This window comes from Pantoea sp. B270 (genome assembly GCF_018726825.1).
Classification (GTDB): Bacteria; Pseudomonadota; Gammaproteobacteria; order Enterobacterales; family Enterobacteriaceae; genus Pantoea; species Pantoea dispersa.
Window position 1 is genome coordinate 2,986,402 of the sequence record NZ_JAHCSX010000001.1, and the last position, 21,787, is coordinate 3,008,188.

A 21,787-nucleotide genomic window follows, 5' to 3' on the forward strand; every position below is an offset into this window, starting at 1 on the left:
CATTGAACGCCTTCCTGGTGCTGGGTTTTTGATATAGATTCATTCCATCCCAAATGCAGAAAAATACGACAATCATTGGAAATTCGGCATAGCCTGCTTGCAAAAAACTCAGGATATGCCTGTGAACTTTTGTCCTGAATTCGGGTTGAAATCGTTTACATCCATCGGGCTTCGCACCAGGTTTAATCGGAATTTTCCTGAATTTAATCGCTAAACTCTGACGCGAGTCTCATTTTTCGGACCAGCCTGGTTTGAAGTTATTAAATTGTGTCAGGCCCACTGAGCGCTTGTTAATTCATTTCAAGGACGTTGTACCGAAAAGCAGTTGCTGTACGTAATACTAAGGACCAGTCAATGAAATTGAGCGTAATGTCTAATGCCGCCTGGATGATGTCTGAGAAGATCGTCTCGGTATTCGGCGTCATATTTGTGACCTCCTACGTGGCAAAATCCTTTGGCCCAACGGTGTTTGGCCAAATGGCATTTTCGACCTCGCTGTTCTCCATGGTGCAAACCGTGGCGATTTTTGGTACCGAAACCATCCTGTTCAAGCGCATCAGTAAAAGTGCGCCGAAAGGCCTGCGGCTGATGACCGTGGCGCGGACCATGCGCCTGGTGCTGCTGTTGCTAACATCAATCCCGGTGTTGATTTGGGTCTGGTACAACATGCAGGAAAACTTCCTTGCGTTTGCACTGGCCTCGTTTATCTCGTCGGTGTTTGTCACCCAGGACACGTTCAGCGTTTATAACAATGCGCGGCTGGCGTCGCGGCTCAATACCATTGCTAACTCGGCCGGCTTGCTGCTGGGCTTTGCCATGAGCTTCACCATCGCCTGGCTGCACCTCAATCCACTGTGGCTCACCGCCTCGATTGTGGCCGTCACGCTGGTGCCGTACGCCATCAAGCGCGTCAATTTCTATCGCGAACATCAGGATCTGGCGCCGCCGCAGGACAAGCGCACCACCTACCTGCGCTACCTGATGTATGCCGGCCTGCCGCTGGCCATCTCCAGCATCTTTATCTCGGTGCAGGTGAAAGCCGCACAGATGTTCCTCGCGGGCATCGCCTCAGCGCGCGACCTTGGCCTGTTCGCCGCCGCGAATACCATTTCGGCTTCCTGGATTTTTATCCCGGTTGCCATCATCACTTCCTGCTTCTCGGAGATTTTCCGCGAGCGTGGAGCAGCCGCGATCAAGCTCACCGCGCGGCTGAACGGCTATGTCATGGGAGTTTCATTGCTGTTATTAGCGGTGATCGCCTTGTACGGCGAAAAAATCATCATCGCTTTATATGGTCACGAGTACACACAGTCCGGAAGTCTCATTACGTTACTGTCGTTAGCAACCTGCTTTTCGGCAATGGGGACCGTCGCTTATCGCTACATGGTGAAAGAGGGCGGGTTTAACTATCTGTTGAAGAAGATCATTTGTCTGATGGTCATCAGCCTGCCGCTGTCGTGGTGGCTGATCCAGGGCTACGGCATCATGGGTGCCGCCTGGAGCGTCTTCATCACGGAGTTACTGTCCCTGACCGTAATGAATTACTTCTTCAAAAACGGCGTCATCCAAAAAATTCAGGTTTCCTCACTCAACTACAAAACCTACAAATGAGGTCAGATATGATCAGGTTGAAAGACGAACTCAGAAGAAGCGTACAGTATTTCATCAAAAAGATGCCCTGGGCTTACCAGGATCGCATCTACTACTTTCACAAATTCCGTAAGCTGCCGAACCTGCGTCAGCCGAAGGTGTTCAATGAGAAAGTGCTGTATCGCAAATTCGTCTACGGCGACTACCAGTGCTATGGCCGCCTGTCGGACAAGTTTTCGGTGCGTGAGTACATTGCCGAAAAGGTGGGCAGTGAGTATCTGATTCCGCTGGTTTATGAGACCAGCGATCCGCACTCACTGCATACGCTGCCGAGCTGGAAGAACACGGTTATCAAGCCGAATCACGGCTCCAACATGGTCGAGATCCTGCTGGAAGAACCGGATGCGCTGAAAAAACAGCAGATTATCAGCGACTGCCAGCGCTGGCTGAAGACCGATTTCGCCAACGAGGCGCGCGAGATTCACTATCGCTATATTAAGCCGCGCATTCTGGTAGAGAAGTACATCGGCGATGGCAAAACCGCGCCCATCGATTACAAGTTTCACATGTTCAACAAGCGCGACGGCAATTTTGAATATGTGCTGCAGGTGATCTACAACCGCTGTAATCCGCTGCTGTCGATGAACTTTTACGTCAACAATCTTAACGAGGCGTATCACAAAATCCGTGATACCGGGCTGGATGTGTCACCGCTGCTGCCACAGCTGCAGCACGCGCTGGCGCTGAGTAAAACGCTGGCCAGCGACTTCGATTATGTGCGCGTGGACTGGTATATCGATGGCGAACAGATCTACTTCGGTGAGCTGACGTTCACGCCAGGCGCCGGGCTGGTCACCGGGTTGGATCGGGGGCTTAATCAGATGATGGGTGATATGTGGATTCAGGATCGTCGCGATACGCAGAGATCGGACGTCACGGTGCCGGAAGTACCACTTCCAGCCGTATTGAAGAAAATTTGAAATCACACAGCAAAATAAAAAACCCCGCTTAGCGGGGTTTTTTATGCGCCGCGTTTACGGCATTGGCCAGTCGGCTGGTGTCTGGCTCATCACCTGAATAAACGCTTCTTTGGTGATGGACATAAAGTTATGCACGTTTTCCATGCTCAGCGTAATGCCGAGCAGACCGGTAACGAACCAGCATGACATCGCTACGCCCACGCCGCCGCACATCAGCGCCATCACGTGGTGGCTGTTCTGACGCAATTTAATTTTCATGGTGCTGGCGAAGAACATCATTACCGCGCTGAGCAGTTCCCAACGCATGACGATCAGACTGGTAGTTAACGTAGCCATCGGCGAAAAACCTCTTGAGATCAGTAATATCCCTGACATTCATCGGACATCACTGGCGGCAGACAAGGGAGGTCAGGGAAGCCCTTCTGTCGTCTTAATACAGCTTGAATCTGTGACTTGGGTCACATTATATCACTGGATTTGAAAATTTGAACAAAATTTAGACCTGGTATGGCAGGCAAAGAAAGGGCTGGAGGAAGGTGAAGAGGAGGGGAAAGGCGCGCCCGCGCGGGGCGCACTGACTTCAGCGTACCGGGCAGCACTCGCCGGTGGTGCGCTGGGCAAAGCTGTTCATGCCTTCGCTGCAGTCAAAGTTGACCAGACGCGGACGCTGCACCATCGCCTGGCGACGCATGCTGTGACGATAAGCGGTAGGGGTTTGCGAGAACTGACGGCGGAACACGCGCGAAAACGTCTGCTGCGAGTCGTAGCCGTACTGCATCGCAATGTCGAATACCGGACGCTGCGTCTGACGCAAGGCTTCGGCGGCCAGCGTGAGACGGCGTTCACGAATATAACCACCCAGCGTTTGTTTCGTAACCGTACGGAACATACGCTGCAGGTGCCATTTCGAGTAACCCGATTTTGCCGCCACTTCATCAATCGACAATGTTTTATCCAGATTCTGATCGATCCAGTTAGTCAGTGAATGGATGATTTCCTGTTGCATCATAGCCTGTTCCTTCTGCAAGGTTATCGCCTGGTTTGAAATTCGCTGTTTTGCTGGGGTGCGAGTATAATTCCTCAAGTTAACTTGAGGTAAAGGCCCTAAATGAAAAAAGAACGCAATTACCCGAAACCGGTGCTGACGCCGGGCGAAGTGGCGAAACGCAGCGGCGTGGCGGTATCGGCGCTGCACTTTTATGAAAGCAAAGGCTTGATCAGCAGCACGCGCAATGGCGGTAATCAGCGCCGCTACAGCCGTGATGTGCTGCGCCGCGTGGCGATTATCAAAATTGCCCAGCGCATCGGAATTCCGCTGGCGACGGTCAGCGACAGCCTGATGCATGTGCCGGCGAATAAGCGCATGTCGACGCAGGAGTGGGACGCGCTGACGCAGCACTGGCGCGAAGAACTGGATAAACGCATCGAAACCCTGACGCGTCTGCGCAACGATCTTGACGGCTGCATTGGTTGCGGCTGCCTGTCGATGCGCGACTGCCCGCTGCGCAATCCGGGTGACCGTCTGGGGCAGCAGGGCTCCGGAGCGGTCCTGCTCGATCCGCAACAGGACGAGCCGCAGCGTTAATCCGCTATACTAGATGCCAACCCTTAGCAGCAAGGAATCGCGCATGATTACCGTTCACCATCTGGAAAACTCCCGTTCTCATCGGGTGCTGTGGCTGCTGGAAGAGCTGGCGGTGCCGTATCAAATCAAACGCTATCAGCGGGAAAATACCCTGCTGGCGCCGGACGAATTAAAGAAAGTGCACCCGCTGGGTAAATCGCCGGTGATTACCGATGGCAATCGGGTGATCGCCGAATCGGGCGCCATCCTCGAATATCTGCAGCTAAAGTATGACAGCGAGCATCTGCTGGCGCTGCATGAGGAAGAGGAGCAAATTCAGGCGCGTTACTGGCTGCACTATGCTGAAGGTTCGCTGATGCCGCTGCTGGTGATGAAGCTGGTGTTTGCTCAGCTTGGTAAAAAGCCGGTGCCGTGGCTGCTGCGCCCGGCCGGCGTGGCGCTGAGTAAAGGCATTCAGAAAGCGTGGCTGAACAAGCAGCTGGCGCTCCACGGGCGCGTGATTGAGCAGCATCTGAGCCAGCAGCGCTTTTTTGCCGGTTCACGCTTCAGCATTGCCGATGTGCAGATGAGTTTTCCGCTGCTGGCGTTGCAGATGCGTGGCGCGCTGGGTGAGATGCCCGCCACGGCGCGCTGGCTGGAGAATATGCAGCAGCGGGCCGCGTGGCAGCGCGCGCTGGAGCAGGGCGGCCCGATTCAGTTCAATAACGGCTGAGGCGCAGCGGTAACGCAACGAAACAGGAGGCCGCGACGCGCTGTCGCGGCATCGCAGCAAACCACCTGAAATGCCAGCCTTTTTCCTCCGTGATTTCCTGCTCCCGCTAGCGTAACGCCAGCCATAATGGCGCCAGAGCTGCGCATTATCCTGCCTGCCAGGTGATTAGCAGTTGAAAACGCCACCCCAAACGCCAGATAATCGTTTGCCTTTTTTCCGCGTCACCCCTTTTTGACCTGGAATACGCGGCCACGTAATCGTTTGCCTGCTTTTCTCTCTGAGACATCTTCACCAGGATGATGCGCAAACGCGAGCCGCGCGGTGACCTATATCTTAAAAAACACAGAGGAATAACTATGTCTGGCGAATCACGCCCGGCCAGGGGAAAACTGGACGCCTGGTTCCACATTTCAGCACGCGGCAGCAGCGTGCGGCAGGAAGTGCTGGCTGGCCTCACCACCTTTTTAGCGATGGTTTATTCAGTCATCGTGGTGCCTGGCATGCTCGGTAAAGCGGGCTTCTCACCGACGGCGGTGTTTGTCGCTACCTGTCTGGTGGCCAGCTTTGGCTCCCTCATCATGGGACTGTGGGCCAACCTGCCGATGGCGATTGGCTGCGCCATCTCCCTGACCGCCTTCACCGCGTTCAGCCTGGTACTGGGCCAGCACATTAGCGTGCCGGTGGCGCTGGGCGCGGTCTTCCTGATGGGCCTGCTGTTCACGCTGATTTCCGTGACCGGCATTCGCGCGTGGATTCTGCGTAACCTGCCGATGGGCGTGGCGCACGGTACCGGCGTCGGTATCGGCCTGTTTCTGCTGCTGATTGCCGCCGATGGCATTGGTCTGGTGGTAAAAAACCCGGCGGCAGGCCTGCCGGTGGCGCTTGGTCACTTCACCTCTTTCCCGGTGATCATGGCGCTGATCGGGCTGGCGGCGATTTTTGGTCTGGAAAAACGGCGGGTACCGGGCGGCATTCTGCTGACCATCATTGCGATTTCGCTGCTTGGGCTGATTTTCGACCCGGCGGTAAAGTGGCAGGGGCTGTTTGCCATGCCGAGCCTGCGTGATGCCAGCGGCCAGTCGGCAATGTTTAGCCTGGATATCATGGGCGCGCTGCAGCCGGTGGTGTTACCGAGCGTGCTGGCGCTGGTGATGACCGCGGTGTTTGACGCCACCGGCACCATTCGTGCGGTGGCCGGGCAGGCGAACCTGCTGGATAAAGAGGGCCAGATTATCAACGGTGGTCGCGCGCTGACCACCGACTCTATCAGCAGCCTGTTTGCCGGACTGGTGGGTGCTTCGCCCGCCGCAGTGTATATCGAGTCCGCTGCGGGTACTGCCGCCGGCGGTAAAACCGGCCTGACGGCGATTGTCGTGGGTCTGTTGTTCCTGCTGATTCTGTTTATGTCGCCGCTGGCTTATCTGGTTCCGGCCTATGCCACCGCACCCGCGCTGATGTATGTCGGCCTGCTGATGCTGAGCAACGTGGCCAAAATCGACTTCAATGATTTCGTCGATGCGATGTCTGGCCTGCTGACGGCGGTATTCATCGTACTGACCTGCAACATCGTCACCGGCATCATGCTCGGCTTTGCCGCGCTGGTAATTGGCCGCCTGTTTGCCGGCGAGTGGCGCAAGCTCAACGCTGGCACGGTGGTGATTGCTGTGGCGCTGGTGGCGTTCTACGCGGGCGGCTGGGCTATCTGACCGCAATCCGGGCGTCAGTCCGGATTATTCTCTTTATCGCACACGCCGCACATCGGGTAGCCCCGCCGGGCGGCGTTTTGTTTTACACTTTCCGACGCAACATCGCTTCGATTAATATGATTCGCCTAAGGAAAGCATGGAAATCTTCTTTACTATTCTCATCATGACGCTGGTGGTTTCGCTGTCCGGCGTTGCGGCACGTATCCTGCCGTTTCAGATCCCGCTCCCGCTGGTACAGATCGCGGCCGGCGCGCTGCTGGCCTGGCCAACCTTTGGTCTGCACGTCGATTTTGACCCTGAACTGTTCCTCGTGCTGTTTATTCCGCCGCTGCTGTTTGCCGATGGCTGGAAAACGCCGATCAACGAGTTTCTGCATCACGGCCGTGAAATTATCGGCCTGGCGCTGGTGCTGGTGCTGATTACCGTGGTCGGTATCGGCTACCTGATTTACTGGCTGGTGCCGGGTATTCCGCTAATTCCGGCGTTCGCGCTGGCGGCGGTGCTGTCACCGACCGATGCGGTGGCGCTCTCCGGCATCGTCGGCGAAGGGCGCATCCCGAAAAAGATCATGTCGATTGTCCAGGGCGAGGCGCTGATGAATGACGCGTCGGGCCTGGTGTCACTCAAGTTTGCCGTCGCGGTGGCGATGGGCACCATGGTGTTCACCTGGGGCGGCGCCAGCGTCGAATTCCTTAAAGTGGCGATTGGCGGCCTGGTGGCCGGTGTCGCCGTTTGCTGGCTGTATGGCCGTTCGCTGCGCCTGCTCAGCCGCTGGAGCGGTGACGATCCGGCAACGCAAACCGTACTGCTGCTGCTGCTGCCGTTCGCCTCTTATCTGATTGCTGAACACCTCGGCGTCTCCGGCATTCTGGCGGCGGTGGCGGCCGGTATGACCATCACCCGTTCCGGCATCATCCGTCAGGCACCGCTGGCAATGCGCCTGCGCGCCAACAGCGTATGGCAGATGCTGGAGTTTGTGTTCAACGGCATGGTGTTCCTGATGCTGGGCCTGCAGCTGCCGGACATTCTCTCTACCTCGATTGCTCAGGCGAACGCCGATCCTAACGTCGAGCTGTGGATGCTGTTCGCCGACGTCGGGCTGGTCTATGCGGCGCTGATGATCGTGCGCTTCGGCTGGCTGTGGATCATGAAGCGCACCAGCCTGCGCCTGCTGAAGAAGAAGCCGCTGGAGTTCTCCAGCTACTCGCTGCGTGAACTGCTGATCGCCTCTTTTGCCGGCGTGCGCGGTGCTATCACGCTGGCCGGTGTGCTGTCGATTCCGCTGTTCCTCAGCAACGGCGAACCTTTTCCGGCGCGCTACGAACTGGTGTTTATCGCCACCGGCGTGATTCTGTTCTCGCTGTTTGTCGGCGTGATTCTGCTGCCGATTCTGCTGCGTGGCATGGAGAGCCACGACAAAGTGGGACACCGTCGCGAAATCCAGAGCGCGCGTGCTGCGATGGCCGGCGTGGCGATCGAAAGCCTGCACAAAATGGAGCAGCGGCTGGAAAACGACGCTGAAGAGAACATCGATCCTGAGCTGCTGAAAGAGGTCAGCCTGCGGGTGATTGGTAATCTGCGTCGTCGCGTCGATGGCAAAGATGATATGGAGCAGGCGCTGTTTGCGGAAAATCTGGAGCGCCGTTTCCGCCTGACCGCGCTGCGCGCCGAGCGTGCCGAGGTTTATCATCTGCGCGCCACTCAGCAGATCTCCAACGAGACCATGCAGCGCCTGCTGCGCGATCTCGACCTGCTGGAAGCGTTGCTGATAGAGAAAGAGGAATAGCCGCCGCGTTTTGCTGCTCTCCGATCCCGCGGCCGCCTGACCTACAGGGCGGCCGCTTTGTTACAGCGATAGCCGCGGCGCGTTATCCGGCCAGTGTTCGCGGCAGCAGGCAATCCACGCCTGCGCGCTGCGCGACAGATAACTGCCTTCGCGCCAGATTAGCCCCAGACGCCACTGCAGCTCCGACTCCAGCGGCAGCCACAGCAAGGCCTGTTTATCCAGCCGCTGGCAAATCGGCTCCGGCAGGATCGCCAGCCCAATATCCGCCTGCACCATCGCGGCAAGAAAATCCCACTGCGCGCTGCGCAGCGCGATATCCGGCATCACTCCCTGGCGCTGAAACGCTTTCATCAGCTGGCGGTTAAGCGAAAACTCTTCGTTGAGGATCAGCAGGGGATGCTGAGCCAGCTCGGCCAGCGTCAGGCTGGTGCGGTTGAGCCAGCGCGCGCTGCGCGGCAGCAGTACGCACAGCGGATGGCGCATCAGTTCCAGCGTATTCAGCGGTAGTTCCGCATCAATCGGCAGGGCGGTCAGCGCAATATCCAGCCCGCCGCTCAGCACCGCCTGCTGCACCGTCAGGCCACCAAATTCGGAGATTTTCAGCTGTACGCCGGGATAGCGGCGGCGGAACGCGGAGATCGATCCGGCAATCTGCATGCCGACCATCGGCGGAATGCCCAGCCGCAGCTCACCGGTTTTCAGCTGGTTGATGTCACTGATTTGCGCCTCCAGCTGATGAAACTCCTGCAAAATCGCCAGGCCGCGCTGATATACCGCCTGGCCGCTGTCGGTGAGATGCAGCTTGCGTCCCTCGCGCAGCAGCAGCGTACAGCCCAGCTCTTCTTCCAGCTGGCGCAGCATTTTGCTGATGGTGGGTTGCGTCACGAACAGCTTCTCCGCCGCGCGGGTAAAGCTCTGCTGACGCACCACTTCGGTGAAGTAACGCAGGGCACGCACGTCCATAAACATTCCTTTTTGGCATAGTTTGAATAATTTTAATTCATTTCTTTCACACTCTGGCGCGGATTTATACTGCAACCCTGAATTTTTGAGGGGAAGAGAGAAATGGCGTCCGCGCTTCGTCCGCGCACCACGGATATCCTGCAACGCGTCACGGTGCCGCTGCAGCTGGTGCTGTATATCGCCCTGTTCGTTGCCAGTGGTCAGCTGGTGAGCTGGCTGCATCTGCCGTTACCGGCCAACGTCGTGGGTATGGTGTTGCTGTTACTGTTGATCGTCAGCGGTATCGTGCCGCTGCGCTGGGTTAAAGCCGGGGCCAACTGGCTGCTGGCCGAAATGCTGCTGTTTTTTATTCCGGCGGTGGTGGCGGTGGTGAATTACAGCGACCTGCTGCGCAGTGAAGGCTGGCGCATCTGTGTGGTGATCGCCGTCAGTACGCTGATGGTGCTGGCGGCCACCTCGCTGGTGGTTGATCGCTTATACCGCTTCGAACTGGCGCGCGCGGCGCGTAAGCAGGGCGATCGTGACTGACTTTATCATTAGCCTGTTATGTCTGGCGCTGACGCTGCTGGTTTACTACCTCAATAAACGCCTGTACCGGCGCAGGCCCACGCTGCTGCTGATGCCGCTGGTGTTAACGCCGCTGGTGCTGGTGGCGCTGCTGCTGCTGACGCACGTCAGCTGGCAGAATTACATCGCCGAAAGCCACTGGCTGCTGTGGCTGCTGGGGCCGGCGACGCTGGCTTTTGCGGTGCCGGTTTACGAAAACCTGCACATTATCCGCCGCCACTGGCTGTCGCTGAGCGTGGGCGTGATCACCGCCACGCTGGTGGCCGTGTGCAGTTCGGTATGGCTGGCGCGGCTGCTGACGCTACCGGAGAGCATCCAGCGCAGCCTGGCGGTGCGCTCCATCACCACGCCTTTTGCGCTGGCAGCGGCCCAGCCGATTGGCGGCCAGCCCGATTTGGTCGCGCTATTCGTGGTGATTACCGGAGTGTTTGGCATGGCGGTGGGCGACGTGCTGTTTTTACGCATCGCGATTAAGCAGGGCGTGGCGAAGGGCGCCGGCTTTGGCGCGGCCTCGCACGGAGCCGGCACGGCACGCGCCTATCAACTCGGCCAGCAGGAGGGCGTGGTCTCCAGCCTGGTAATGATGCTCTCCGGCGTGCTCACGGTGTTGCTGGCCCCGCTGCTGGGTCAGCTGTTGTGGCATGCCTGACGGGCAAATTTGAGCCTGGGCTCATATCAGAGTTTCCTCGCTTTGCTTACCGTTTGCGCGCGTAAACAACAAGGAAGCGAGAATGAAAAATACCACATTAGCATTAGGCCTGCTGCTGGCCGCCACCGGGACCAGTGCCGCTGAGATCGGCGGGCAGGGCGGCAGCCATTTCTGGACAGCCCGGATTAACAGCGACCGCACCGCACCAGGCGTGCAGGCAGCACTGGAGTATGTGCATGGTCATCAGCAAACCCATCTGCTCGACGCCAGCCTCGGCTACGGCTTTTCCCTCGGCGCGCTGCAGGTAGCACCGCGTATCGGTGCATTCTGGGCCGATGTGAAAACCACCTCAACATCGAGTCGCGGCATGAATGGCGGGATTCGTCTGATGGCACCTCTGCCGCAGGCAGGGGCTACCTGGCTCTATCTGGATTACAGCCTGTCGCCTGATTTTGCCAACCATAATCTGCATGCGCTGCATCAGCTGGAAGCGGGCGTCTATTACCAGCCGGCGAAGTGGTTATCACTCAGCAGCGGCTATCGCTACCTCTCCGCCAACGGTGATTATGGCCATGCCGATCAAAGCCTGATGGATGGCCTGTTTATCGGCGCTGCGGTGCGCTTCTGATCCCTCCACGGCCGTTCGCGGCCGTTTTCTGCCCGCTGTAATCCATTTTTACGTAAAGCTTTCCAAATAAAGTTGTGTCACGTCGCTGCGCTGTTTACCCTTTGCGCCGAATTATGTGTCCTTCATGGAGTGGATTGTTATGTTTAAGCAACTTGTTACGGGAAGTGTTTTAGGTCTGGCACTGCTGAGCGGCGGCGCGCAGGCGATTGAGGGCAGTGTTGACGTGGGTGAGCACAGCACCAACCTGAACCTTGGCCTCGGCACCGCTTCACCGGGTCTGTTTCTGAAAGGCAACTGGCTGCGCAGCGATCACGACGGCAGCACTTACGGCCTTGGTATGGGTTATAACCTGGATGTGGGTGATTTCCGCGTGGCACCGACGGCGAAAGCGCTGTTCACCCATCCGGAAGATGGCCGTGATGGCTTCACCGTGGCGCTGGGTGCCGGTGCGCAGTATAACTTCAACAGCATGTGGGGCCTGTACGGCGAATATTACTATGCGCCGGAAGCGTTCTCCGATCGTCTGGACAGCTATAAAGAAGCCTCAGGCGGCCTGAGCTTTACGCCGATTTCGCTGCTGAACCTGCGCGTTGGCTATCAGTACATTGAGCTGAACAACAAAGGCGACCGCAAAGATAACGTACTGGTCGACGGCCCGTACGTCGGTGCGTCGCTGCGTTTCTGATGACTGTACCAGGTGCGCATGAATGCGCACCCTACGAAATTCCGTAGGGTCGCCATTTATGGCGACCTGGTCAATCACCGCACTAAGTTCATGGCGACCTGGTCAATTACCGCACCGTGTTGATGGCGACCTGGTCAATCACCGCACCCTCTCAATCTTAATGCGCTTTCCCCTGCGAAATCCCGACGCCCGTCTGTGAACGGATAAACTGTCCGCGGAATTTCGCCCGCTCCAGCGCCCCCTGCTGGGAATGATCGGTAATGGAAAACAGCCAGGTGCCGACAAACGCGACCAGCATCGAGAACAGCGCCGGATACTCATACGGATAGACTGGCGTTGCGTGTCCCAGTACCTGCACCCAAATGGTCGGGCCGAGAATCATCAGCACCACCGCCGTCAGCAGGCCCAGCCAGCCTCCCACCATGGCGCCGCGCGTGGTCAGCTTTGACCAGTACATCGACAGCAAAATAATCGGGAAGTTACAGCTGGCGGCAATTGAGAACGCCAGGCCGACCATGAAGGCAATGTTCTGTTTCTCGAACAGAATGCCCAGCGCAATCGCCACCACGCCCAGCACCAGCACGGTAATTTTCGACACCCGCAGCTCTTCACGCTCGGTGGCCTGGCCTTTGCGGATCACGCTGGCATACAGGTCATGCGACACCGCCGAAGCACCGGCCAGCGTCAGTCCGGCCACCACCGCCAGAATGGTGGCGAAGGCTACCGCCGAGATAAAGCCGAGGAACAGGCTGCCGCCGACCGCATTGGAGAGATGCACTGCCGCCATGTTAGTGCCGCCAATCAGCGCGCCGCTGGCGTCTTTGAAGGCCGGGTTTGCGCCGACCAGCAGAATCGCGCCGAAGCCGATAATAAAGGTCAGGAAGTAGAAGTAGCCCATAAAGCCGGTGGCCCAGAACACGCTTTTGCGTGCTTCCCGCGCATCGGCGACGGTGAAGAAACGCATCAGAATATGCGGCAGGCCGGCGGTACCAAACATCAGGCCCAGACCGAGCGACAGCGCGGAGATCGGGTCTTTCACCAGACCGCCTGGCTGCATGATCGCGCTTCCTTTCGGGTGCACCGCCATCGCCTCGGTAAACAGCGTATTAAAGCTGAAACCGGTGGCTTTCATCACCATGATGGCCATAAAGCTGGCGCCAAACAGCAACAGCACCGCTTTGATAATTTGCACCCAGGTAGTGGCGAGCATGCCGCCAAACAGCACGTACAACACCATCAGAATGCCGACCAGCACTACGGCGATGTGGTAGTCGAGACCGAATAGCAGCTGGATCAGCTTACCGGCACCCACCATCTGCGCAATCAGATACAGCGCCACCACCACCAGCGAACCGCAGGCGGAAAGGGTGCGGATAGGCTTTTGCTGCAGGCGGTAGGACGCCACATCGGCAAAGGTATAACGGCCCAGGTTGCGCAGGCGTTCGGCAATCAGGAACAGAATCATTGGCCAGCCGACGAGGAAGCCGAGCGAGTAGATCAGCCCGTCGTAGCCGGAGGTGTAGACCAGCGCGGAGATACCGAGAAACGAGGCGGCCGACATAAAGTCACCGGCCATCGCCAGGCCATTCTGGAAACCGGTGATGTTGCCGCCGGCAGTGTAGTAATCGCTGCGCGAGCGGGTGCGTTTGGACGCCCAGTAAGTAATGCCGAGCGTGGCCGCCACGAAGACCACGAACATGATGATCGCTTCGTAGTTAGTGGCCTGTTTTTGCACCGCGCCGGTAATGGCATCGGCGGCAAATACGCTGGCTGGTACGATAGCCAGTGAGGCGAAGAGCAGGCGCTTCATGATTTCACCTCGCTGACAATCTGTTTGGTCAGACGATCAAACTCGCCGTTGGCGCGCCAGACATAAACGCCGGTCAGCAGAAACGACACCACAATCAGGCCGACGCCGATGGGGATGCCGCGCGTCACATTGGTGCCGGCGTGCAAGGGCGTGCCGAGCCAGCCGGGCGCGAAGGCAATCAGCAGAATAAAGCCGACGTACAGTACCAGCATGATGAGGCTGAGCAGCAGCGCAAACGACTGACGTTTGTGCACCAGCTCCTGAAAACGCGGATTGCTTTCGATTTGTTGCCAGACGGCTTCCTGTTGGTTCAGGGCTTCGTTCATCACATTTTCTCCAGAGGCAAGGCAGACAGAAAACTCACGGCAACGTGATTTAACTGGCTGAATATTCTAGTTATAAAGGTTGTGCGATGGTGAAAAGCATACGGCGTAAGGATGGAAGAGCGGAGAGCTGCCTGCCGGGGACAGGCTGATACTCTCCGCCGGGTCAATGCCGGTTATGGCATGGTGATCGACTGTTTCTCCTCGAGCAATTTCTCCACCACGCCCGGATCGGCCAGCGTTGAAGTATCGCCAAAGTTGCTGGTATCGCCGGCGGCGATCTTGCGCAGAATGCGGCGCATGATTTTGCCGGAGCGGGTTTTTGGCAGCGAATCGGTCCAGTGCAACACGTCTGGCGTGGCAATCGGGCCGATCTCTTTACGCACCCAGTTGCGCACCTCACTGTACAGCTCTGGCGACGGCTCTTCGCCGTGATTCAGCGTGATATAAGCATAGATCGCCTGTCCTTTAATGCTGTGCGGAATCCCCACCACCGCGGCTTCGGCAATTTTCGGATGCGAGACCAGCGCGGACTCGATCTCCGCCGTGCCAAGCCGGTGGCCGGAGACGTTCAGCACGTCATCGACGCGGCCGGTGATCCAGTAATAGCCATCGTCGTCACGGCGCGCGCCGTCGCCGCTGAAGTAGCGATTTTTAAACGTCGAGAAGTAGGTTTGCTCGAAGCGATCGTGATCGCCAAACAGCGTGCGTGCCTGGCCGGGCCAGGAGTCGACGATCACCAGGTTACCCTCGGTGGCACCGTCCAGCGTATTACCTTCGTTATCCACCAGCGCCGGCTGGACGCCAAAGAACGGTTTGGTGGCCGAGCCGGCCTTCAGCTCGGTGGCACCAGGCAGCGGCGTAATCATGAAGCCGCCGGTTTCGGTCTGCCACCAGGTGTCGACGATCGGGCAACGGCTGTCGCCAATCTTTTTGTAATACCACTCCCAGGCTTCCGGGTTGATGGGCTCACCGACCGATCCCATGATGCGCAGGCTGCTGCGCTGGGTGCCGGCAATCGCTTTATCACCCTCGGCCATCAGCGCGCGGATAGCGGTCGGCGCGGTGTACAGCAGCGTGACCTTATGTTTATCCACCACTTCCGCCATGCGGCTGGGCTGTGGCCAGTTGGGTACGCCTTCGAACATCAGCGTGGTGGCCCCGCAGGCCAGCGGACCGTAGATCAGATAGCTGTGCCCCGTAATCCAGCCCACGTCGGCGGTGCACCAGTACACATCATCTTCATGATAATCAAAAACATATTTGAAGGTGGTGGCAGCATACACCAGGTAACCACCGGTGGTGTGCAGCACGCCTTTCGGCTTGCCGGTGGAGCCGGAGGTATAAAGGATAAACAGCGGATGTTCGGCCTCGACCGCTACCGGCTGATGCTGATCGCTGGCTTTCGCCATCAGTTCATGCCACCACAGATCGCGGCCTTCGTGCCAGCCGGTCTCTTTGCCGGTGCGCTGGAACACCACCACGTTTTTCACGCTGGTGACGTTTGGATTGTTCAGCGCATCGTCCACGTTTTTCTTCAGCGGAATGCTGCGTCCGGCACGCACGCCTTCGTCAGCGGTAATCACCAGTTTTGCACTGGAATCCACTACGCGTCCGGCCACCGCTTCAGGTGAGAAGCCGCCAAAAATGACCGAGTGCACGGCGCCGATGCGCGCGCAGGCCAGCATGGCGACCGCGGCTTCCGGCACCATCGGCATGTAAATCGCCACCACATCGCCTTTCTTCACGCCAAGGCCGGTCAGCACGTTGGCGAAGCGGCAGACGTCGGCGTGCAGTTCACGGAAGGTCAGGGTTTTGCTTTCGCTGGCGTCATCGCCTTCCCAGATAATCGCCGGGTGATCGCCGCGCGTGGCCAGGTGGCGATCGAGACAGTTGGCGGCAAGATTCAGCGCGCCATCTTCATACCAGCGAATCGAAATATTGCCGGGGGCAAACGAGGTATTTTTCACTTTGCTGTAGGGCGTCATCCAGTCGAGGATTTTGCCTTGTTCGCCCCAAAAGGTCTCGGGATCGTCAACCGACTGTTGATACAGCGCCGCATACTGATCGGCATTAATCAGGGCATTCGCTGCGATGGCAGCGGGTACGGGATGCTTGTGTATTTGGCTCATGGCTGACCTCCTTGAAGATGTTAATCATATGTCAATCAAAGGTTAATTGAAGAGTGAGGCCGGGCTTTGTTTCTGTTTTGCAGTCTGGATCACGACCTTGTGTAAGGCTGAAAAGTCACCCAATTCAATCTGTTTACCGGCGCAGGAAATGAGACAAAACCACTGGCTGGATCAATAAAATTATGAACCAGCCGGTTAAATAAGCAGCAAACAGACCGGCGCGTTTTTTCAGCAATCCTGAATAGCTATGCGGAAAATTATCGAATTAACACTTTTCATAACAGCGAGTTATGACAGGCGCATGTCAGCAGCATTTTATGCTGCCTGGCTGTGCAGGATTTAAGCTATCGCCCCAGGGGTTGCATTTACCGTAGTGAAAATGGTACTTATCTCGGCCCTGTTCAGCAGGTATCAACTCAGGCTGCATCATCGCGCGGGCGCATAATGCCGGCGCAGCGGTAACCGATGCAGTCCATTATAACCCTCTATTTTATCGGGCTTTTGCTCACTTCCCTGTGTGTAATGTCTTCTGCACCTTCGCAGCAGAGCAAAGGGGTTTTAACTGAGGAAATAACGCGTTATGAAAGGTTTTAAACTCACCCTCGCGTGGCAGATTCTGATTGCCCTGATTCTCGGCGTTATCGTCGGAACCGTGCTGCATAATCAGCCAGACGATCGTGAATGGTTAATCACTAACATTCTTACTCCTGCCGGCGACATCTTTATTCATCTCATCAAGATGATTGTGGTGCCGATTGTTATTTCCTCACTGATTGTCGGCATCGCCGGCGTGGGTGATGCGAAAAAGCTCGGGCGGATTGGTGTGAAAACCATCATCTATTTTGAAGTGATTACCACCATTGCCATTGTGGTCGGCATCACGCTGGCCAACGTATTCCAACCCGGCAGCGGCATTGATATGTCAACGCTGGCAACGGTGGACATCTCTAAATACGAAGCCACAACGGAAGCCGTGCAGGGTGCGCCACATGGCCTGGTGACGACCATTCTGTCGCTGATCCCGCAGAATATTTTCGCCTCGCTGGTCAAAGGCGACATGCTGCCGATTATCTTCTTCTCGGTACTGTTTGGCATGGGACTGTCAGCGCTGCCGTCGGAGCATCGCGATCCGCTGGTGACCGTATTCCGTTCCATTTCCGAAACCATGTTTAAAGTGACGCACATGATCATGCGCTATGCGCCGGTCGGGGTGTTTGCGCTGATTGCCGTCACTATTGCTAACTTCGGTTTTGCCTCACTTTATCCGCTGGCCAAGCTGGTGCTGCTGGTGTACGTGGCGATTCTGTTCTTTGCGTTCGTGGTGCTGGGTGCGGTGGCGCGCTTCTGCAAGCTGCGTATTACCACCCTGATGCGCATTCTGAAAGATGAGCTGATTCTGGCGTATTCCACCTCCAGTTCAGAGACTGTGCTGCCGCGCATCATGCAGAAGATGGAAGCCTACGGCGCGCCGAAGGCGATCACCAGCTTCGTGGTGCCGACCGGCTACTCGTTTAACCTCGATGGCTCTACTTTGTACCAGAGCATCGCGGCGATCTTTATCGCTCAGCTGTACGGTATTGATCTGTCGCTGACCGATGAGATCATTCTGGTGCTGACGCTGATGGTGACGTCGAAAGGCATCGCGGGCGTGCCGGGCGTGTCGTTTGTGGTGCTGCTGGCGACGCTGGGCAGCGTCGGCATTCCGCTGGAAGGTCTGGCGTTTATCGCCGGCGTCGACCGTATCATGGACATGGCGCGCACCGCGCTCAACGTCATTGGTAACGCGCTGGCGGTGCTGGTTATCGCCCGCTGGGAAAACCAGTTTGATACCAAACAGGCCGCCGCCTACGAGCTGCAGCTGCGCACGCAAAGCGCCAGCTAAGCGACACGCTCTCTGTCTGAACCCGCCTTCTGGCGGGTTTTTTTATATTTTGCAGACAAGTCCTGTCGTGGTGAGCTACTGAAGAAAGTTTAAATATATACCCACCATAACCACTGAAATTGAATCGGTGGTTATGGTGGGTATATAATATTCACGATGACCTCAGGAGGTTGTGTTGAGCAGCAGGGAGCTGATTAGGATGTTGCTTGAACGAGGGTGGATTCTGGATCGTGTTAAAGGAAGCCATCATGTGTTTGTCCGTGCAGATAAGCCATATCACATCTCGCTTCCTCATCCTGAAAAAGACCTGGCAACCGGAACATTACGTAAGCTATTGAAAATGATGGACTGATATACGGGGGCTTTGCCCCCGATTTGGAACAATTAGCAATGTCAGGTGCAGCAGGCATTGCAATGCTTTTCATGTCCGCAGTAGATAATCAAGAAGGCAATTTACATAAGGACTCACCATGAGATTCCCCGTTTATTTGCACAAAACAGAAAACGGCAGCTGGTCAGGTTTCGTACCCGACGTGCAGGGATGTTTTTTTGCGGGCAACACCGTTGACGAGGCGTTGAGCGATGCATTTGGTGCAATCGATGCGCATGTGGAATCGTTAGCGGACGCAGGCAAGGCCATTCCAAAAGCAGCCAGCGTTGAAACCCATATTAATGATGAAGAGTGCCAGGGAGGTTACTGGGCTTTCGTTGAGATTGATCTCAGTCGTTACGAAGGTAAAGCGGTGAAGCTGAACATCACCCTGCCGCAAAACTTACTGACCAAAATCGATAGCCACGTAGAAGCACACCGCGAATACGGCTCCCGTAGCGGCTTTCTCGCCGCGCTGGCACGCAGAGAACTGGCAAACATCTAGTGCTTCTTCTTAATCCAACCCGCCTTCTGGCGGGTTTTTTTATGCCCGCTACCGCAAAAGGTAAAAAAATTGACCTGAGCAGGAGGAATTAACAATTCTATATGATATATAGTTCCAAGAATAAATTATTCCTGAAGGGAGCGAACATGAACATTGATCTGAGCCAGATGATCACCGAGGGCCGCAACCCGGCGAGCCAGAACATTGACGAGCTGAACACGGAAGCGATGCTGCGCGTCATTAACGATGAAGACAAAAAGGTGGCGCTGGCGGTGGAAGCTATCGTGCCGCAGATTGCTGAGGTGGTGGATGCCATCACGGCGGCATTCAGCCAGGGCGGACGTCTGATTTACTGCGGTGCCGGGACCTCTGGCCGTCTCGGTATTCTCGATGCCAGTGAATGCCCGCCCACGTTCGGCACGCCGCGCAGTCAGGTGGTCGGGCTGATCGCCGGCGGCCATACCGCCATTTTACAGGCGGTGGAAAACGCCGAGGACAACCGTGAGCAGGGCGCGCAGGATTTAAAAGATATCGACTTTTCGGCGCACGATGTGCTGGTCGGCATTGCTGCCAGCGGACGCACGCCTTATGTGCTTGGTGCGCTCGCCTGGGCGAAGCAGCAGGGCGCCTTCACCGCTGCGCTGACCTGTAATCCCAACAGCGCCATGTCGCAGGCGGCGGACGTCGCCCTGACGCCGGTGGTGGGCCCGGAAGTGGTCACCGGCTCGTCACGCATGAAAGCCGGCACCGCGCAGAAGCTGGTGCTCAATATGCTGACCACCGGCGCCATGATCCGCAGCGGCAAAGTGTACGGCAACCTGATGGTCGACGTAGAAGCCACTAATCAGAAACTGGTGCAGCGGCAAATCAACATCGTTAAGCAGGCCACCGAATGTGACGATGCCCGCGCGCAGCAGGCGCTGGCAGCGTGCGGCGGCCACTGTAAAACCGCCATTGTGATGATACTGGCAGACCTGAGCGCCGATGACGCGCAGGCGCTGCTGGCGCAGAACCACGGCTTTATCCGCCAGGCTTTACACCACGCAGGAGCGCAATGATGGCGGCGATCACTGAAAGCTTATTGCGCGATATCCTGCAGGCGGTCGGCGGCGCTGGCAACGTCGTGCACTGCGGTAACTGCATGACGCGTCTGCGTCTGACGCTGGCCGATGCCGCGCGGGTCGACAGCGCCCGGCTGAAAACGCTGCCCGGCGTGCTGGGCGTGATTGACAGCGATGCCCAGCTACAGATTGTGCTCGGTCCTGGCAAAGCGCAAACCGCAGCGGAAAAAATGCAGGCGATGCTGAACAGCGCCACGCCAGAGGCGCCGGGCGATCTGCACAGCATCGCCAGCGCGCAGAAGCAGCAGATGAAAGCGAAGCAAACCAGCGCGCTGCACCGTTTTCTCTCCTGCTTTGCCACCATTTTTACCCCGCTGATCCCGGGCTTTATCGGTGCCGGATTACTGCTGGGGTTTGCCACGCTGATTGAGCAGGTGTGCCATCTTAATCAGCCCGGGGAACACGCCCGCTGGCTGCTGGACACCGTGGCTTATATGAAGGTGTTCGGCAAAGGGTTGTTCACCTTCCTCAGCATCTTAATCGGCTATAACGCGCAGAAAGCGTTTGGCGGCACCGGCGTGAACGGTGCGATCATCGCCTCGCTGTTTGTGCTGGGTTATGTCCCGAACGCGACCGTCGGCTATTACAGCGGCATGCAGGATTTCTTCGGCCTGACCATCGATCCGCGCGGCAATATTATTGGCGTGCTGCTGGCGGCGATATTTGGTGCCTGGCTGGAGAAACAGCTGCGCAAAATTATCCCGGATAATCTCGATATGATCCTCACCTCGCTGCTGACGCTGTTAATTACCGGCGCGGTGACGTTCCTGGTGATCATGCCGATTGGCGGCGAGCTGTTTAAAGGCATGTCGTGGCTGTTTATCCACCTGAACAATAACCCGTTCGGCTGTGCCATTCTGGCCGGTTTATTCCTGATTGCGGTGATGTTCGGCATTCATCAGGGCTTTATTCCGGTCTATTTTGCGCTGATGGAAACCCAGGGTTTCAATTCGCTGTTCCCGATACTCGCCATGGCCGGTGCCGGTCAGGTCGGCGCTTCGCTGGCGCTATGGTGTAAAGCCGATAAGCACTCGCTGCTGCGCAGCCAGATTAAAGGCGCTATCGTGCCAGGTCTGCTGGGCGTCGGTGAGCCGCTCATCTATGGCGTAACGCTGCCGCGTCTTAAACCGTTTATCACCGCCTGCTTCGGCGGTGCGCTGGGCGGCTTCTTTATCGGGCTGGTGGCGTGGCTCGGTCTGCCGGTGGGCATGAACACGGTGTTTGGCCCGTCAGGACTGGTGACGCTGCCGCTGATGACCTCTTCGCAGGGCATCTTTGCCGGTATGGCGGTCTATCTGGTGGGGCTGATCGTGGCGTGGATCGGCGGCTTCGTCTTTACCTGGTGGGGCGGCACCAAAAACGTCGATTTAAGCTAGAAAAGCCTGCGCGAGTAGACCGTCAAGAGGTCCGATGTCATTAAATGGATGATTTTGCTGCAATTGTGGGCTGGCTCACAATTGCAGTATTTCGTTAGCGCTGCTTATTATTGAGCGTGAGAATTATCACCCGTCCAGACTTTACTGGAGTGGCTGAAGATAAATCACGTGATATTAATGCGTTATCACTATAAGCCTTATTTAAACCAGGGTTATAGCCTTTCATTTCCTGCGAAATTCTTATTTCATCCTGATAAATATCTCCGGGCTCGCTTTTGATCTGTGCAGCCATAAAGTCTATATAAGCAACAGCTTTCTCCTGATTTTCACGCATCAGCGGCACCCTCTGTGCCCGTAATTAACCACTTGATTCGTTTTGTGAAAATAGAGTTCGCCCATCTGCCCCTTTGTTCTTTT

The 21,787-nt window shown here is 56.9% G+C and carries 22 protein-coding genes; 15 read left to right on the forward strand and 7 right to left on the reverse strand.

The annotated features are described in order from the left end of the window. Window positions 1-354: 354 nt before the first annotated feature. Window positions 355-1,611, forward strand: a complete 1,257-nt coding sequence (locus KOL70_RS14205) for a polysaccharide biosynthesis C-terminal domain-containing protein (protein WP_021507835.1) — start codon at window positions 355-357, stop codon at window positions 1,609-1,611. An 8-nt stretch (window positions 1,612-1,619) separates the two neighbouring features. Beyond that, complete coding sequence (locus KOL70_RS14210) at window positions 1,620-2,570, forward strand: ATP-grasp fold amidoligase family protein (protein ID WP_031279756.1); 951 nt, start codon at window positions 1,620-1,622, stop codon at window positions 2,568-2,570. A 54-nt stretch (window positions 2,571-2,624) separates the two neighbouring features. Here the strand turns inward: KOL70_RS14210 and KOL70_RS14215 are convergent, their stop codons facing one another. Both KOL70_RS14215 and soxS read right to left on the reverse strand, forming a co-directional pair. Continuing rightward, entirely contained in the window at window positions 2,625-2,906 is a 282-nt protein-coding gene (locus KOL70_RS14215) for a YjcB family protein (protein ID WP_010618515.1), read from the reverse strand. 244 nt (window positions 2,907-3,150) lie between these two features. Next, the gene (soxS, locus tag KOL70_RS14220; protein ID WP_058757551.1) at window positions 3,151-3,579 is read right to left on the reverse strand and encodes a superoxide response transcriptional regulator SoxS; all 429 of its coding nucleotides are present in this window, start codon (window positions 3,577-3,579) and stop codon (window positions 3,151-3,153) included. 99 nt (window positions 3,580-3,678) lie between these two features. Between soxS and soxR the strand changes: the two genes are divergently transcribed. From soxR to KOL70_RS14240, 4 genes are all read left to right on the forward strand, one after another. Next, window positions 3,679-4,155 carry a redox-sensitive transcriptional activator SoxR gene (soxR, locus tag KOL70_RS14225; protein ID WP_021507832.1) on the forward strand — a complete coding sequence of 159 codons (477 nt, stop codon included), beginning with the start codon at window positions 3,679-3,681 and terminating at the stop codon, window positions 4,153-4,155. A 43-nt stretch (window positions 4,156-4,198) separates the two neighbouring features. After that, window positions 4,199-4,867, forward strand: a complete 669-nt coding sequence (locus tag KOL70_RS14230; protein WP_021507831.1) for a glutathione S-transferase family protein — start codon at window positions 4,199-4,201, stop codon at window positions 4,865-4,867. Between the two features lie 356 nt (window positions 4,868-5,223). Then, the gene (locus KOL70_RS14235) at window positions 5,224-6,573 is read left to right on the forward strand and encodes an NCS2 family permease (protein ID WP_058757550.1); all 1,350 of its coding nucleotides are present in this window, start codon (window positions 5,224-5,226) and stop codon (window positions 6,571-6,573) included. A gap of 136 nt (window positions 6,574-6,709) precedes the next feature. After that, the gene (locus tag KOL70_RS14240; RefSeq protein ID WP_021507828.1) at window positions 6,710-8,359 is read left to right on the forward strand and encodes a Na+/H+ antiporter; all 1,650 of its coding nucleotides are present in this window, start codon (window positions 6,710-6,712) and stop codon (window positions 8,357-8,359) included. Window positions 8,360-8,419: 60 nt separating this feature from the next. Here KOL70_RS14240 and KOL70_RS14245 read toward each other — a convergent pair whose 3' ends face one another. Next, window positions 8,420-9,322 carry a LysR family transcriptional regulator gene (locus KOL70_RS14245; RefSeq protein ID WP_215480801.1) on the reverse strand — a complete coding sequence of 301 codons (903 nt, stop codon included), beginning with the start codon at window positions 9,320-9,322 and terminating at the stop codon, window positions 8,420-8,422. Window positions 9,323-9,424: 102 nt separating this feature from the next. On the opposite strand from KOL70_RS14245, the gene KOL70_RS14250 reads away from it, so the two are divergent. From KOL70_RS14250 to KOL70_RS14265, 4 genes are all read left to right on the forward strand, one after another. Then, a complete protein-coding gene (locus tag KOL70_RS14250) occupies window positions 9,425-9,850 on the forward strand; it encodes a CidA/LrgA family protein (RefSeq protein WP_021507826.1) in 426 nt (141 codons plus the stop codon). Then, the gene (locus KOL70_RS14255; RefSeq protein WP_215480802.1) at window positions 9,843-10,538 is read left to right on the forward strand and encodes an LrgB family protein; all 696 of its coding nucleotides are present in this window, start codon (window positions 9,843-9,845) and stop codon (window positions 10,536-10,538) included. Before KOL70_RS14250 ends, KOL70_RS14255 begins: the two co-directional genes overlap by 8 nt. Before the next feature lie 82 nt (window positions 10,539-10,620). Next, window positions 10,621-11,166 carry a YfaZ family outer membrane protein gene (locus KOL70_RS14260; protein ID WP_211726532.1) on the forward strand — a complete coding sequence of 182 codons (546 nt, stop codon included), beginning with the start codon at window positions 10,621-10,623 and terminating at the stop codon, window positions 11,164-11,166. A 139-nt stretch (window positions 11,167-11,305) separates the two neighbouring features. Next, entirely contained in the window at window positions 11,306-11,851 is a 546-nt protein-coding gene (locus KOL70_RS14265) for a YfaZ family outer membrane protein (protein WP_031279754.1), read from the forward strand. 157 nt (window positions 11,852-12,008) lie between these two features. On the opposite strand, the gene KOL70_RS14270 is transcribed toward KOL70_RS14265, so the two are convergent. The 3 genes from KOL70_RS14270 to acs all read right to left on the reverse strand — a co-directional run bounded on the left by KOL70_RS14270 (window position 12,009) and on the right by acs (window position 16,116). Next, complete coding sequence (locus KOL70_RS14270; protein ID WP_215480803.1) at window positions 12,009-13,661, reverse strand: cation acetate symporter; 1,653 nt, start codon at window positions 13,659-13,661, stop codon at window positions 12,009-12,011. After that, the gene (locus tag KOL70_RS14275; protein WP_021313201.1) at window positions 13,658-13,987 is read right to left on the reverse strand and encodes a DUF485 domain-containing protein; all 330 of its coding nucleotides are present in this window, start codon (window positions 13,985-13,987) and stop codon (window positions 13,658-13,660) included. The genes KOL70_RS14270 and KOL70_RS14275 overlap by 4 nt, the downstream gene beginning before the upstream one ends. 173 nt (window positions 13,988-14,160) lie before the next feature. Then, entirely contained in the window at window positions 14,161-16,116 is a 1,956-nt protein-coding gene (gene acs, locus KOL70_RS14280; RefSeq protein WP_215480804.1) for an acetate--CoA ligase, read from the reverse strand. A gap of 580 nt (window positions 16,117-16,696) precedes the next feature. Between acs and gltP the strand changes: the two genes are divergently transcribed. From gltP to murP, 5 genes are all read left to right on the forward strand, one after another. Continuing rightward, the gene (gene gltP, locus KOL70_RS14285) at window positions 16,697-17,998 is read left to right on the forward strand and encodes a glutamate/aspartate:proton symporter GltP (protein WP_058757544.1); all 1,302 of its coding nucleotides are present in this window, start codon (window positions 16,697-16,699) and stop codon (window positions 17,996-17,998) included. A 172-nt stretch (window positions 17,999-18,170) separates the two neighbouring features. Further along, window positions 18,171-18,350 (forward strand): type II toxin-antitoxin system HicA family toxin, encoded by a 180-nt coding sequence (locus KOL70_RS14290; protein WP_306460749.1) that lies wholly within the window; start codon window positions 18,171-18,173, stop codon window positions 18,348-18,350. A 118-nt stretch (window positions 18,351-18,468) separates the two neighbouring features. Beyond that, window positions 18,469-18,873 carry a type II toxin-antitoxin system HicB family antitoxin gene (locus KOL70_RS14295; protein WP_058757543.1) on the forward strand — a complete coding sequence of 135 codons (405 nt, stop codon included), beginning with the start codon at window positions 18,469-18,471 and terminating at the stop codon, window positions 18,871-18,873. A gap of 146 nt (window positions 18,874-19,019) precedes the next feature. Next, on the forward strand, window positions 19,020-19,931 hold the full coding sequence (murQ, locus tag KOL70_RS14300) for an N-acetylmuramic acid 6-phosphate etherase (RefSeq protein ID WP_215480805.1): 912 nt from the start codon (window positions 19,020-19,022) through the stop codon (window positions 19,929-19,931). Then, on the forward strand, window positions 19,931-21,370 hold the full coding sequence (gene murP / locus KOL70_RS14305; RefSeq protein ID WP_058774923.1) for a PTS N-acetylmuramic acid transporter subunit IIBC: 1,440 nt from the start codon (window positions 19,931-19,933) through the stop codon (window positions 21,368-21,370). Before murQ ends, murP begins: the two co-directional genes overlap by 1 nt. Before the next feature lie 94 nt (window positions 21,371-21,464). Here murP and KOL70_RS14310 read toward each other — a convergent pair whose 3' ends face one another. Beyond that, window positions 21,465-21,704 (reverse strand): hypothetical protein, encoded by a 240-nt coding sequence (locus KOL70_RS14310; RefSeq protein ID WP_136546466.1) that lies wholly within the window; start codon window positions 21,702-21,704, stop codon window positions 21,465-21,467. Between the last annotated feature and the right edge of the window lie 83 nt (window positions 21,705-21,787).

Excerpts from the sequence above, each read along its gene's own strand:
- murQ (WP_215480805.1), top strand. The coding sequence starts at position 19,020 with ATGAACATTGATCTGAGCCAGATGATCACCGAGGGCCGCAACCCGGCG.
- KOL70_RS14265 (WP_031279754.1), top strand. The coding sequence starts at position 11,306 with ATGTTTAAGCAACTTGTTACGGGAAGTGTTTTAGGTCTGGCACTGCTG.
- KOL70_RS14215 (WP_010618515.1), bottom strand. The coding sequence starts at position 2,906 with ATGGCTACGTTAACTACCAGTCTGATCGTCATGCGTTGGGAACTGCTC.
- murP (WP_058774923.1), top strand. The coding sequence starts at position 19,931 with ATGGCGGCGATCACTGAAAGCTTATTGCGCGATATCCTGCAGGCGGTC.
- KOL70_RS14260 (WP_211726532.1), top strand. The coding sequence starts at position 10,621 with ATGAAAAATACCACATTAGCATTAGGCCTGCTGCTGGCCGCCACCGGG.
- soxS (WP_058757551.1), bottom strand. The coding sequence starts at position 3,579 with ATGATGCAACAGGAAATCATCCATTCACTGACTAACTGGATCGATCAG.
- KOL70_RS14250 (WP_021507826.1), top strand. The coding sequence starts at position 9,425 with ATGGCGTCCGCGCTTCGTCCGCGCACCACGGATATCCTGCAACGCGTC.
- KOL70_RS14245 (WP_215480801.1), bottom strand. The coding sequence starts at position 9,322 with ATGGACGTGCGTGCCCTGCGTTACTTCACCGAAGTGGTGCGTCAGCAG.
- acs (WP_215480804.1), bottom strand. The coding sequence starts at position 16,116 with ATGAGCCAAATACACAAGCATCCCGTACCCGCTGCCATCGCAGCGAAT.
- KOL70_RS14295 (WP_058757543.1), top strand. The coding sequence starts at position 18,469 with ATGAGATTCCCCGTTTATTTGCACAAAACAGAAAACGGCAGCTGGTCA.
- KOL70_RS14275 (WP_021313201.1), bottom strand. The coding sequence starts at position 13,987 with ATGAACGAAGCCCTGAACCAACAGGAAGCCGTCTGGCAACAAATCGAA.
- soxR (WP_021507832.1), top strand. The coding sequence starts at position 3,679 with ATGAAAAAAGAACGCAATTACCCGAAACCGGTGCTGACGCCGGGCGAA.
- KOL70_RS14270 (WP_215480803.1), bottom strand. The coding sequence starts at position 13,661 with ATGAAGCGCCTGCTCTTCGCCTCACTGGCTATCGTACCAGCCAGCGTA.
- KOL70_RS14240 (WP_021507828.1), top strand. The coding sequence starts at position 6,710 with ATGGAAATCTTCTTTACTATTCTCATCATGACGCTGGTGGTTTCGCTG.
- KOL70_RS14230 (WP_021507831.1), top strand. The coding sequence starts at position 4,199 with ATGATTACCGTTCACCATCTGGAAAACTCCCGTTCTCATCGGGTGCTG.
- gltP (WP_058757544.1), top strand. The coding sequence starts at position 16,697 with ATGAAAGGTTTTAAACTCACCCTCGCGTGGCAGATTCTGATTGCCCTG.
- KOL70_RS14210 (WP_031279756.1), top strand. The coding sequence starts at position 1,620 with ATGATCAGGTTGAAAGACGAACTCAGAAGAAGCGTACAGTATTTCATC.
- KOL70_RS14310 (WP_136546466.1), bottom strand. The coding sequence starts at position 21,704 with ATGCGTGAAAATCAGGAGAAAGCTGTTGCTTATATAGACTTTATGGCT.
- KOL70_RS14205 (WP_021507835.1), top strand. The coding sequence starts at position 355 with ATGAAATTGAGCGTAATGTCTAATGCCGCCTGGATGATGTCTGAGAAG.
- KOL70_RS14235 (WP_058757550.1), top strand. The coding sequence starts at position 5,224 with ATGTCTGGCGAATCACGCCCGGCCAGGGGAAAACTGGACGCCTGGTTC.